This window comes from Bacillus sp. ISL-7 (assembly GCF_018613065.1).
In genome coordinates this window covers 24430-36643 of sequence record NZ_JAGGQW010000048.1, presented here as the reverse complement: position 1 = coordinate 36643, position 12214 = coordinate 24430, and the positions used below count along the sequence as shown (strand labels likewise).

General features: G+C 36.9%; 14 protein-coding genes. 2 read left to right on the top strand and 12 right to left on the bottom strand.

Features of this window, described 5'->3' with window-relative positions; genetic code table 11:
* Positions 1-121: 121 nt before the first annotated feature.
* The 7 genes from J7E66_RS20040 to J7E66_RS20010 all read right to left on the bottom strand — a co-directional run bounded on the left by J7E66_RS20040 (position 122) and on the right by J7E66_RS20010 (position 6012).
* Entirely contained in the window at positions 122-349 is a 228-nt protein-coding gene (locus tag J7E66_RS20040; protein WP_215003096.1) for a hypothetical protein, read from the bottom strand.
* Positions 350-650: 301 nt separating this feature from the next.
* The gene (locus J7E66_RS20035) at positions 651-1307 is read right to left on the bottom strand and encodes a DUF2238 domain-containing protein (RefSeq protein ID WP_215003094.1); all 657 of its coding nucleotides are present in this window, start codon (positions 1305-1307) and stop codon (positions 651-653) included.
* A gap of 415 nt (positions 1308-1722) precedes the next feature.
* Entirely contained in the window at positions 1723-2451 is a 729-nt protein-coding gene (locus tag J7E66_RS20030; protein WP_285289236.1) for an amino acid ABC transporter ATP-binding protein, read from the bottom strand.
* The gene (locus tag J7E66_RS20025) at positions 2448-3092 is read right to left on the bottom strand and encodes an amino acid ABC transporter permease (RefSeq protein ID WP_215003093.1); all 645 of its coding nucleotides are present in this window, start codon (positions 3090-3092) and stop codon (positions 2448-2450) included. The genes J7E66_RS20030 and J7E66_RS20025 overlap by 4 nt, the downstream gene beginning before the upstream one ends.
* Positions 3093-3153: 61 nt before the next feature.
* Complete coding sequence (locus tag J7E66_RS20020) at positions 3154-3924, bottom strand: transporter substrate-binding domain-containing protein (protein ID WP_215003091.1); 771 nt, start codon at positions 3922-3924, stop codon at positions 3154-3156.
* 383 nt (positions 3925-4307) lie between these two features.
* Entirely contained in the window at positions 4308-5498 is a 1191-nt protein-coding gene (locus J7E66_RS20015; protein WP_215003089.1) for a MalY/PatB family protein, read from the bottom strand.
* 202 nt (positions 5499-5700) lie between these two features.
* Positions 5701-6012, bottom strand: coding sequence for a MerR family transcriptional regulator (locus tag J7E66_RS20010; RefSeq protein WP_215003087.1), 312 nt, complete (start codon positions 6010-6012; stop codon positions 5701-5703).
* Positions 6013-6487: 475 nt separating this feature from the next.
* Here J7E66_RS20010 and J7E66_RS20005 point away from each other — a divergent pair, with 475 nt between their 5' ends.
* Positions 6488-7462 (top strand): 2-hydroxyacid dehydrogenase, encoded by a 975-nt coding sequence (locus tag J7E66_RS20005; protein WP_215003085.1) that lies wholly within the window; start codon positions 6488-6490, stop codon positions 7460-7462.
* Positions 7463-7483: 21 nt separating this feature from the next.
* Positions 7484-8161, top strand: a complete 678-nt coding sequence (locus J7E66_RS20000) for a YdeI/OmpD-associated family protein (RefSeq protein WP_215003083.1) — start codon at positions 7484-7486, stop codon at positions 8159-8161.
* Positions 8162-8363: 202 nt separating this feature from the next.
* Here J7E66_RS20000 and J7E66_RS19995 read toward each other — a convergent pair whose 3' ends face one another.
* The 5 genes from J7E66_RS19995 to J7E66_RS19975 all read right to left on the bottom strand — a co-directional run bounded on the left by J7E66_RS19995 (position 8364) and on the right by J7E66_RS19975 (position 12202).
* Positions 8364-9038: a DUF1028 domain-containing protein gene (locus tag J7E66_RS19995; RefSeq protein ID WP_251033029.1), complete on the bottom strand. Its 675-nt coding sequence runs from the start codon at positions 9036-9038 to the stop codon at positions 8364-8366.
* A gap of 84 nt (positions 9039-9122) precedes the next feature.
* Positions 9123-9575: a RidA family protein gene (locus tag J7E66_RS19990; RefSeq protein ID WP_215003081.1), complete on the bottom strand. Its 453-nt coding sequence runs from the start codon at positions 9573-9575 to the stop codon at positions 9123-9125.
* A gap of 126 nt (positions 9576-9701) precedes the next feature.
* Complete coding sequence (locus J7E66_RS19985) at positions 9702-10400, bottom strand: ABC transporter ATP-binding protein (RefSeq protein ID WP_215003079.1); 699 nt, start codon at positions 10398-10400, stop codon at positions 9702-9704.
* Entirely contained in the window at positions 10393-11187 is a 795-nt protein-coding gene (locus tag J7E66_RS19980) for an ABC transporter ATP-binding protein (RefSeq protein ID WP_215003077.1), read from the bottom strand. The genes J7E66_RS19985 and J7E66_RS19980 overlap by 8 nt, the downstream gene beginning before the upstream one ends.
* Entirely contained in the window at positions 11177-12202 is a 1026-nt protein-coding gene (locus J7E66_RS19975) for a branched-chain amino acid ABC transporter permease (protein WP_215003075.1), read from the bottom strand. Before J7E66_RS19975 ends, J7E66_RS19980 begins: the two co-directional genes overlap by 11 nt.
* Between the last annotated feature and the right edge of the window lie 12 nt (positions 12203-12214).

Below are 12214 nucleotides of genomic sequence, written 5' to 3'. Positions count from 1 at the left end.
TTTCACAAGTATTTTTAAAAAATAATACACAATCAAGCTGGGATTTTCTGGATGCATGTATCGTAATGTTTGTGAAAAATTTCACATTTGTGACTAAAAATAATAACACTCTACTTGATTTTTATTCACAAACTGGATTGCGTGGAATCTTTTCAAATAAAATGTCAGTTAGAACCTTCGAATACTTTTTAACAATAACCACGTAATTCACGGTCCAGATATAGGCGGGGATTTCTTCATTTTCTTTAAGATACATTGCCTCAAATTCATCCCCAACTGCTTCTTCAAATACTTCTAGGGTATAAGTTTCAGAATCTGTAGAGAAGGTTTTCCATTCACATACCATCATGTCTTATCACTCCTTGTTTGTTTATGGATTTATCATAACATGTATTTTGAATAACAATTTGTGAAGTGTTGAACAAATTGTGAATTGTGATTAATTTTACTAAAAATAGGACTATGTCCTTATATAACAATGGTTACCAATGATAATATTGGTATGTATTTGGTGTAATACTATATTACCTGAAAACACTTACAACTATTTTATTATATCAGAATAGTATTCAATAAATGAATTTATCGATTGTATATGTACGGTTATTGAAAACGAACAGTTAGTGACTGTGACATTATTTGAAAGAGGGTTACGGTCTAATCCCTCTATCTTTCTTATATTTCATTCCCTTAATTTTTTCTAATAGACTGTTATGTACTTTTGATAAGATGAGTAACGCGAAGATTGAACCAATAAAGGTTAACAACATATCCCATTGTGCGTCCCAAATATCACCTTGTGCTCCTAAAAACTCAGTGGAAGTCTTTCTGTTCTTTGTTAATTTAGTCGATAACCATTCGATAATTTCATACATAGCTCCAATTGCGAGTGAAAAACTTAATATCACAGAAATTAACCAAGGACCTTTTTTAGTCACTCTTTTTCGGATTAATATTTCTCTTATTACAATGGCAAACAATCCTTTTAAGAAATGACCAAAGCGATCATAGTGGTTTCGGTTTAATTCAAAATAATCTTTTATCCAAGTAAAAAGTGGAACCTTTGCGTAAGTATAATGACCACCAATGAAGGTAAGAATCGAAAGAATGGCAATTATGATATAGGATAGCGAAGTAAGACGAAACTTATTATAGGTAATAACTACGATCATACATATCACGATGGCAGGAAGTACTTCCATCGCCCATATTAAATATCCTGCTGGCTTATAGATTGACCAACTAAAAACGGCAATTACAATCAAGATAAGTAGTAAATGAAAATAAGCACTTTTATCTCTTTTCACTCAACTCACTCCTAATGATATTACAGATGTAAAGTTAAAAACTAACTAACTTGCTCTCCTGTGAAAAAGTTAAAAATAACTTTTATAGGTTGTCCATCCTTTCATTTATTAAACAACATTGCTTTTTAAATTTCTGTTCAAAATGAATATCAAAAGCGGTGGGTTTTAAATCAATGGAGTTATCTAGGAGTAGAACGAAATAGGAATAATAAACCGCAGGTATTTTTCAAACATCATAGGTATCCTCTCCAACAAGGACCACTAATATAGAAAATAAAAATAAGCCATCAAATACTAGATTCATTCATCCTCTAGTATTTAATGGCTTATATATGCTACGCCTCAATTAAAAAAATGTATTACAGGTAATTTGCAAACATGTTTTCCTAATTCAGTTGGAAAACCATATTGTAGTTTAAAGTACCTTGCTTAAAAACGCTTGGGTTCGTTCATGCTGAGGGTTACTGAATAACTCATTCGGTTCATTTTCTTCAACAATGTAGCCACCGTCCATGAAGATGACCCGATCGCCAACTTCCCTGGCAAAACCCATTTCATGGGTAACCACAACCATTGTCATACCTTCTATAGCAAGCTGTTTCATTACTTCTAAAACATCACCAACCATTTCAGGGTCAAGTGCAGATGTCGGTTCGTCAAAGAGCATTATTTTTGGATTCATGGCTAGTGCCCTTGCAATCGCAACGCGCTGTTTTTGCCCCCCAGATAGTTCCCCTGGAAAGCTATTTGCTTTTTCTCTTAGCCCCACTTTATCTAATAGATCAAATGCCAATTTTTCAGAAGCTGCTTTATCAATATTGTGAATTTTAATAGGTCCCATGGTGATGTTCTCTAATACACTTTTATGAGGAAACAGATTAAATTGCTGAAACACCATTCCTACTTCTTGTCTTACTTTGTTAATATTGATTTTTGGGTCTGTTATATCCTGTCCGTTTATGACTACCTCTCCGCCTGAAATGTCTTCAAGGCGATTTAAACATCGAAGGAACGTACTTTTACCTGAGCCAGATGGACCAATAACACAAACTACCTCTTTTTCTTTAACTTCTGCATTGATATCTTTTAATACCTCAACATTACCGAACGATTTTCGTAAGTTTTTAACTGTGATCATGCTCATCTAAGCTGAATCCTCCTTTCGATGAAATTAGCAAGCATGGTTAATAAATAAATAATAATAAAGTAAATGATACCTACAGCCAGCCAAATCTTAAATGCTTCGAAGGTGGCAGAAGCTTGAATTTGTCCTTGCTGTGTTAAATCTGCAATCCCAATTACAGATAAAAGTGACGTATCCTTTAAACTGATAATGGATTGGTTTGTAATCGTAGGAAGCATTCTTCTAAAGGCCTGTGGAAGCACCACATATCGCATGGTTTGTGCGCCTGTAAAACCGATCGATCTTGCTGCTTCTGTTTGTCCTTTATCAATTGATTGAATTCCCGCTCTGATAATCTCAGCAAAATATGCACCCGCATTAATGGCAACAGTGATGATCCCAGCAGTAGTGCTATTTAGGGACACCACTTGTAGAGAATTTACACCGAAATAAATAAAAAACAATTGCACAATAAATGGTGTTCCACGAATGGCATCAACATAAACCTTAGAAATCCAATTCAAGATCTTGATCGGAGCTAAACGAAATAACGCTATGACTAAACCAATTAAAAAACCTAGAATAATGGCAATTACAAATATATATAGGGTCACTTGAAGACCATTTAATAACATTGGCAGTGCTGCAGAAATAATATCCATCCTGTTCATCCCCTTTCAAAAAGAAAGCGCGCATTAAGCGCGCTTAATCATTTCGTATCCTCTACTCACCTAGATACGTTTTAATAATTTTATCATACGTACCATCTTTCTTTAACTTAGCAAGACCATTGTTAATTTTTTTCAAAAGATCCGCGTTTTGTCCTTTTAGAACAGCAATTCCATATTGATCTCCATTTAAGCGATCACCGACGATTTTTAATCCAAGGTCTTTTTGGGCAATTGCATACGAAATTACAGGATAATCTTCAATAAGTGCATCTGCATTTCCGTTAGATACCTCTTGGAACATGGCAGGGCTATCATTAAATTGAACAACAGTAATTCCTAATTTCGCAGCATTATCTTGTGCATATTTTGCACCAGTTGTACCTTTTTTAACAGCAATTTTTTTGCCTTTTAGGTTTTCGACTGATTTAATACTTGTATTATCCTTTTTAACAACCACTGTTAACCCTGCATCAAAATATGGTGTTGAGAAATCTACTACCTTTTTTCTTTCATCCGTAATACTCATTCCGGCAATAGCCACATCTAGCTGATTTGCTTGCATCGCTGGGATGATACCACCGAAATCCATTGGGGAAAGTTCGATTTTAAAGTCTTGGTTTTTAGCAATTGCATCGATTAACTCAATATCAATCCCCTTATAATCGTTACCTTCTTTAAATTCAAACGGCGGATAAGTTGTATCAACACCAACTTTATATACTTTTCCACCTTTTTCTTTCTCGTCTGCTGTGTCTTTGCTTCCACAAGCCGCGATAAAGATTGAAAGGATTAATAACAAACTTAATAGACCTAACTTTTTCATTTCATTCTCCCCTTAATTTTCAGATTGTTCTCACTTGCTGAATATAGCAAATTTACTTATTTAATATATCACAGATAGTTAACAGAAAAAAGAGATTAAACTATATGAATATACAAAAAAGTTTAATAATATGCATAATATAATAATTTTGATGTTTATGATTTATTGAAAAAATAGAGATTTGGATTAAAAAAATCAATAATATTAATGCTATTATTTTATCCATACTTTAGAAATGCATTCATTAAAGGAAAAATTCACTTTTCATTTTTTAACTAATTTATATTTCAATATTAAATATCCTATAACTTTTCCTCACCTTTTCCACAAGACAAAACCACTTGGAATATAGAAACAAGTGGTTTTGGTTATAACTTCACCTATTAATTGACATCCTCGAATTCTCTTGCAATCCTTTCAAATGCTTCCTGGATTAATGGACGAGGGGACGGGATACAAATTCTTTGCCATTGTAACCCTTCTTTACCAAACATCTTCCCATCTTCCAGTAGAACATTTGCTTTATTATAAATTCGATTGTGGACTTCTTCTGGGGTTAGTCCATACTCACTAAAATCCAGCCACATAATATAAGTTCCCTCTGGGATTCTTACCTTAACTTTCGGCATTTTCGCCGCTAAGAATTGGACTGCCCATTCCATTGTCCCATCGATATATTCCTTTAATTGTTCTAACCAATCTTCACCCTCATTGTATACGGCTATCAGTGCAGAAACGGTAAAAGGTGAGGGTAAATGCATCCCCATAACAGTATTAAAGGTTTTTCTAAGTTCAGGATTTGAGATGATTACATTTGTACAATGAAGCCCAGCAACATTGAATGTTTTATTGATGGCAGTAAAAGTAATAATACGATCACTATGTACGCTAGCTTTTGCCATCGGAATAAATGTTTGATTACGTCGTACTAAATCTCCATGAATTTCGTCAGCAACGATAAGGACATCATTTTCCGCACAAATATCGGCTAATTTCCTTAGTTCTTCCCGAGTAAAAACTCTGCCAGTTGGATTATGAGGGTTACATAGAATGAACATTTTCGTCGTTTCTTCTTTTGCCTTCGCTTCAAAATCCTCGAAATCGATTTGATAATAGCCTTCGCTATTCGCTTTAAGTGCATTATTCCGAACTTTTCGTCCGTTGGCTTCAATCGCCGAAGTAAACGGAGGATAAACCGGTCGTTGGATAATGATGCCATCTCCTGGATTGGTCAATGCTTTGACAGCAACATTCAAGGCATGGACAGTTCCTGGACTAAAGCTGATTTCTTCCTGCGGAATATCCCAATCATGTCTCTTTTTAAACCAATGCTGGATGGCTTCAAAATACTCTTTTGGAAAGATGGTATATCCGAAAATGCGGTGATCGACCGTCTTATGTAAGGCATCTACTAACGGCTGAGGCACTGGTAAATCCATATCAGCTGTAAACAACGGAATCGTCTCATCGTCATATCGTTCCGTCAGACCAATCTGTTTAATTAAATCCCCGCCATCCCATTTGATTGAATAGGTTCCTCTTCGGTTGACAATTTCATCAAAGTTATATTTCATTTACATCCACCTTTCATTTTTCATTCCTGCGAATGATTCACATGTAAAAATTTATTGATTACTCCAATTATAACGATTAATAGAAATGATTAAAAATTTGGATAGCTAAATTTTTCAAAAATGTCGGCGATGACACTAAAAAAAGAGCAGGCCCAGTATATGAACCTCGCTCTTTAATGCGCGTTAATCTTCCAAAACCTCGTTATTTTATTGGTCCGTTCCGATTAAAATGGGAATTGATTTGACCTATAATCATCTTATGTTTTTCCCGTTTCGCTAAATCCCTGCGAATTTCGAGCGTTTGTACCCCTTCTTCTATTTTTTCCGCTATTTCAATCAGTCTTTCAATATCCGCAAATGAATACTTACGGGTCCCATTTGGGGTCCTATCTGGAAAAATTAGCTTCCGGGTTTCATAATAATGAATTTGTCTGCTTGAAAGACCTGTTAATTCTGTCACAATTCCTATGGTGATAACCTTTTGATCACGATAGGATGGATTTTCGTTTTCCAAGATACCACCTCCTATTTTGTTTTAGTTTATTTGAAAAAATGTGAATTTTAAAACAATTACTATGTTATGTATTCTAACATAAGATGTCATACACTGAAACAAAAAATTCCTTTCTTACAAAAATATTTATTCCAAGCTAACGCTACTATTATCTTAAAAAAGATTTAGTCTAAAAATGTAAGCGAATTCAGCATGACACTTATTTAACACGGTAAAATCGTATAAATTTAGATTTGATAATTATGAGTAGATTATTAAAGATTTTGTTGAGCGCTTACACAAATAGATTCTTTTTGATATACTACTATAATCTTGATTCATCAAAAAAATTGCTAACTTTCAAATGTCGTGATTCCCATGGTTTTTTTATCAATTTTCGATTCCAATATTTTCTGAATTGTTGACTCTTTAAAAATTCTATGTCACTTTAAAAATATATTCATACTTACAGCTACAAAAGGAGAACTCAATAACGATGAAAAGAAAAATACTTGCTTATAATTTTGAATTCTCTGAGACCCTAGATCGTTTAAGAGACAGTTTTGACGTTGAAATTTTTGAAAGAATAAATCCCAAAACAGACCCGGCTTTTTTACAGGCCCTCAAGCAAGCTGTGGGTATTGTCGGTCTTGCCCTTCCAGTCGACAAAGAATTACTAGATCATGCCCCAAATTTAAAAATTGTTTCTAATAACTCAACTGGATTTAATAACCTTTCCATTGATGAGATGACAAAACACGGTGTTATGGGAACAAATACACCCGGTGTACTTGAAGATACTACCGCTGATGCGATTTTCGGGCTACTTCTTGCGGCGGCTAGACGTATCCCTGAATTGGACCAGTTCGTGAAGGTCGGAAATTGGAAGCAGCATTTAACTAGAAATGAATATGCCATTGATGTTCATCATAAAACCTTAGGAATTATTGGGATGGGAAAAATCGGGTCATTAATTGCGAAACGCGGGCATTTAGGCTTTGATATGAATATCCTGTACCATAATCGCACGCGCAATCTGGAGGCTGAGGAAAAATATCACGCTGTCTACACAGAGCTTGACCGCTTACTTATGGAAAGTGATTTTGTTTGTTTAATGACACCGCTCACACGTGAAACAGAAAATTTAATGGGTGCACGGGAATTTAAATTGATGAAAAAGTCTGCTATTTTCGTGAATGGTTCCCGCGGAAAAACAGTTGATGAAAAGGCACTAATTGAAGCATTAAGAACGAACGAGATTCACGGAGCGGCATTAGACGTTTTCCAAAGTGAGCCAGTCAAAGCGGACCATCCGCTTCTCCAATTTCCAAATGTGGTGACAACCCCGCATATTGGGTCATCCACTTTCGAAACGGAATTTAAAATGGCCAAGCTTGCAGTCGAGAATTTACTAGCAGGACTAACGGGGAAACGCCCAAGGAACCTGATTAATCCCGAGTTACTGAATTAATATTACGAAGGAGTTAAACACATGAATTCACCGAAAAGTGTTGTTGAAAAGCTAAATTTGAATAAATATCGACGGAAGCTTGTTCTGCAGAAACCGGAAGATTTGGATGACTTTAATGAATTAGACTATGACTCATCTATTAATAACGATAAATATGATCTTATATTTATGTTCGTTTTTAGTTTAGAGGAATTTTCGCGGCAACTTCAATCGGTTATTGCAAACCAATTACTCGAGAAAAATGGTTATTTGTATTTTGCCTATCCAAAGAAGAATAATCCAAAATATAAAGAATACATTGAACGCGACAGCTTGTTAAACGTAGTTGCTATGGATGTTGAGGGATATACGCTTGAAAGTGATATAAAGTTTTCTAGAATGGTCAGTCTAAACGATGTTTTTACAGTGGTGGGCTTAAAGTCTGCCCCAAAAAAGACAAAAAAGGCTGACAGCAGTAAATCTAGCCAATGTGTGGATGACTATATTGTTCATGTGGATGATATTAAACAGTACTTAAACAAAAATGAGGATCTATTGGGAGCTTATAGTCAATTAACTTTTGGATATCAAAAGGATTGGGCCCGTTATGTCTATAGTGCGAAAAGAAAAGAAACTCAAGATAAGCGTTTGTTAGAAATGGAGACGGTTCTTGGAGAAGGCTATAAATCAATGGAATTATATCGAAGGAAGCAGAAATAATCAGAGGGGGCCCACTATCTCCCGCAGGAGTCTTCGCGCCTTCCGCTCCAATCAACTTGTGCCAAAATCAACAATGAGCTTTAACATAGCCTTTTCTTAAAAAAATCCCGATCATATCGATATCAGGAGCATCTTGTATTTCAAAAAAAATAACACATAGGGATCAAGAATAATGTTCCCCATGTGTTATTGTTAAATTAAGTTACTCGTCACCTTTTACCCCATAGGAAGGAGCCAACTTCGGGACTACGGCTCTTACCTTATAGTCGTTTGCCTGTGGTTCGTATAATTCCCATAGTTTCTTTAAATCTTCCAGCGGATTTTCACTATAATCGATTCGTAAATCTACATATGCAAACGGTTCATCAGTGAATACCAGAAGTCCAATCGAATGCTCCTGATCAAGCTCTCCACCCATCTGGAAGCCTTTTTCAATCGCCAAAATTAATCTTTCAGCCAAATGGTGTCCTTCCGTGCGTAAAAATTCGCGCCCCATTGCTTCCGGGATTGTGGGATCGCTGAGCAGATTACCGATACTGGCAACATTTTTATCACAAAATTCTCCATGTACACCCAGCGCCCTGCTTCCTGTGAAGGCAGCTGAATTACCTTTCGCATCCACCACTGCTATTTGTCGATACTCTGGATAGGGTGAAGCCTCCTTCATCGACCGTATAGCTGATTGGGCATCAAACCCGTTCTCCAACACAGATAATCCAATCGTTGCTAATCTAGGATCGGTAACATTTTGTGTTAAAATAGCACCTACTCCAGTCTTTGCCCATGGGCACCTTGCCCCAACCGATGGACTGCTGGAAGTAACAATGACTCCGAACGCACCGGTGGATGAACAGCGGCCTGCTACCGAAAATGTCAAAAAAATCCCCCCTTGCTGAAATAATCTTCATTTTATTTATTACTATTTTTATTATGAAAAGTAATAAATCACAATAAAAAAACTTTACTCACTAATAACGGCCTCAACATCGATCTCCATTAGCATTTCAGGCATTGCAAAGCCGCTGACTAGTAATCCGGTACTGCATGGATAAACATCTTTGAAATGTTTTCCGATGACTGGATACACTTTACTGCGATCTTCACGATTCATTAAATAAACAGTAATTTTACAAATATCTTGAATCGTGCCTCCAGCCTCTTCGATTAGCTGCTTTACACAAGTACATGCCATTTCTGCCTGTGCTTCTACATCACCAATACCATGAAAATTTCCATCTAAATCAAAGCCTGTTTGCCCTCTTAAAAAAATGCGATTCCCGGCTCTAACAGCCATACTAAATTCGTTAGCAATGTGGTGTTCCGGTTTTCCTAAATTTTTTGGATAAAACTGATCTGTTTTAAACTTTCTGAATCTCTGAATCTCTACTTTTTTGGTCTCACCATGGACTGACATATTTAATTTTCCTCCCTAAAGTTAGATTGTATTATTTAAGGAATTAATCCTTAATTGTTCCCTAAACAAAATATATAGTTTTTTCCGAAAATTGTCAATATTACCAGTAATAGTTAAAGGTATTTTTTATCCCAGATAAGAACGCTGGACAATTTCGCTTTCCTTTAGATCTTTTTTTGTCCCGTGACCTGCTAAACGCCCCGCCATCAGCACATACCCACGGCTGCAAAAGTCAATGGCCATTTCCGCATTTTGATCAACTAATAAAATAGTCGTACCCTGTCGATGTAATTCAGTAATTTTGTCATATACTTCAAAAACTAGTTTTGGGGACAAACCCATGGATGGCTCATCAAGTAGTAATAGCTTCGGCTTTGTCATCATTGCACGGGCTATCGCCAGCATTTGCTGCTCTCCACCCGAAAGCAACCCTGCTAGTTGATCTCTTCTGTCGCGGAGGATAGGAAACGGCTCTGTAACCTCTTCCGCTCTTTGCTGACGTTCCTTCGCGGGAAGTGTATAACCTCCTAACAGCAAATTGTCCCATACAGAAAGTAAAGGAAAAACATGGCGGCCTTCTGGCACAAGAGTCATGCCGCGGTTGACAAGCTTAAACGTTTTTTCTTTAATAATAGATTTACCTGAAAGCTTAATATTGCCGCTTTTCGGACGGAGCTCGCCGATAATTGTTTTCAAGAGAGTGCTTTTTCCTGCACCATTGGCACCGATTACCGAAACGGCTTCCTTTTCTTCTACAATCAAACTCACATTGTCTAAGGCACAAATCTGCCCATAATAGGTACTTACATTTTCAACATTAAGCATTTGCTTCAGCCCTCCCCATATAGGCTTCCAATACTGCTGGATGACTCTGAATCATTTCAGGAGGACCTTCAACCAACTTTTCTCCAAAATTAATCACGGTGATTTGGTTGGACAACGTATTTACGAGATGCATGTCGTGGGCAATAATTAAAATGGTGATGCCCTGATTATTTACCTGGGAAAATAGCTGCATAAGCTCTTTTGTCTCTTTCTGATTCATACCTGCTGTCGGCTCATCCAGTAATAATAGATCAGGGTTTGTTGCCAAAGCACGAGCAATTTCCACCCGCCTTTGATTTCCATAAGATAACCGGGCTGCATACTCATGGCGCATTTCCCACAGTCCAACGAATTTTATAATTTCTTCAATTCGTTGTTTTGCTTCCCGTTCCTTTTTTCTGAAGCTTTTAGTACGGAATACCGCAGGCAGCAGCTTTCCTCCTGTCAGAAGATAGGTTCCAATTAATACGGTTTCAAACACAGTCATATCCGGAAATAGTCTAATATTTTGGAAGGTTCGTGATACCCTACGCTCCGCAATTTTATCAGGTCTCAACGATGTAATATCTTGATTAAATAACTGAATCTTCCCTTCATCAGGGGTAATTACACCCGTAATCAAGTTGAATAGCGTACTCTTCCCAGCTCCATTGGGACCAATGATCGCATGGATGTTATTTTCTTTAACAGAAAATGATAGATTGTTGACCGCCTTAACGCCTCCAAAAGATTTTGAGAGATGCTTGATTGTTAAAATGGCTGAATCATCAACAAGATTACTGCTCATAACTCAACCCCTCTTTCTCGATAACGGTTTTTTCAACTTGAATACCTCTCTTTAAAAGACGCTGCTTGGAAATTTGGAACAAACCCATGATTCCCTTTGGAAAAAACATGATCATAATGACGATCAAGAAGCCATAAATTAACATTCTCAATTCTGGTGTTTCCCTTAATGCCTCGGAGGAAACTGTGAGTATCGCCGCTCCAATAATCGCTCCTGCAATTGATCCTTGACCTCCGATCATGACCATCGTTAAAATAGTTACAGACATGCCAAAAGCAAAAGTTTCCGGACTGACGACATGAAGGAAATGGGCATATAATGCACCCGCAGCACCACAGAATGCCGCCGAAATGGTAAACATATTTACTTTTGTTTTAAATACCGGGATTCCCATCGCTTGGGCGGCCAGTTCATCATCACGGATTGCCGTACAGGCACGGCCAAATCCGGACTTGATAATTAATCTAGTAATTAAGATGCCTAGATATACGAAGATTAATAATAATGGGTAATAGTCATGGTATTGTATAAACGGAAATTCCAAGGTTCCCAATTTAATAGTTGGAGGAGCTGATATTCCTGCAATTCCCATTGGGCCTCCCGTTAAATCGGTCCAATTTAGAAAAACTAGCCAGATAATGGTTCCAAACGCGAGGGTGGCCATTACCAGGTATTCTTCGATTAATTTCAACCCAATAAATCCAATGATAAACCCGATAATCGCAGTGATGATAATCGAGAATGGCAGTGTTAACCATAATGAGAAACCTAAGTTTTTAGCCAGGATCGCAGCTACATAGGCCCCTATTCCAAAGAATGCCCCATGGCCAACAGAAACCTGGCCCGTATAGCCAACAATGAGATCAAGACCTAAAGCTAGAATGGCATAAATTAAGATCAGATTAATAATATACATAAAGTACGGATTTACGATTCCAAACGGTAGGAGAAATAATGCAATCCCTCCAAATAGAAGCACGATTTTTCGGAAAGCCGGTTTTTTGATCAGTTCCATTTCCTCTCCCCC

Bases quoted from the DNA above. Each gene is read 5' to 3' on its own strand.
- J7E66_RS20005 (WP_215003085.1), top strand. From the start codon at position 6,488: ATGAAAAGAAAAATACTTGCTTATAATTTTGAATTCTCTGAGACCCTA.
- J7E66_RS20040 (WP_215003096.1), bottom strand. From the start codon at position 349: ATGATGGTATGTGAATGGAAAACCTTCTCTACAGATTCTGAAACTTAT.
- J7E66_RS20015 (WP_215003089.1), bottom strand. From the start codon at position 5,498: ATGAAATATAACTTTGATGAAATTGTCAACCGAAGAGGAACCTATTCA.
- J7E66_RS20000 (WP_215003083.1), top strand. From the start codon at position 7,484: ATGAATTCACCGAAAAGTGTTGTTGAAAAGCTAAATTTGAATAAATAT.
- J7E66_RS19985 (WP_215003079.1), bottom strand. From the start codon at position 10,400: ATGCTTAATGTTGAAAATGTAAGTACCTATTATGGGCAGATTTGTGCC.
- J7E66_RS20020 (WP_215003091.1), bottom strand. From the start codon at position 3,924: ATGAAAAAGTTAGGTCTATTAAGTTTGTTATTAATCCTTTCAATCTTT.
- J7E66_RS19980 (WP_215003077.1), bottom strand. From the start codon at position 11,187: ATGAGCAGTAATCTTGTTGATGATTCAGCCATTTTAACAATCAAGCAT.
- J7E66_RS20025 (WP_215003093.1), bottom strand. From the start codon at position 3,092: ATGGATATTATTTCTGCAGCACTGCCAATGTTATTAAATGGTCTTCAA.
- J7E66_RS19975 (WP_215003075.1), bottom strand. From the start codon at position 12,202: ATGGAACTGATCAAAAAACCGGCTTTCCGAAAAATCGTGCTTCTATTT.
- J7E66_RS19990 (WP_215003081.1), bottom strand. From the start codon at position 9,575: ATGTCAGTCCATGGTGAGACCAAAAAAGTAGAGATTCAGAGATTCAGA.
- J7E66_RS20030 (WP_285289236.1), bottom strand. From the start codon at position 2,451: ATGAGCATGATCACAGTTAAAAACTTACGAAAATCGTTCGGTAATGTT.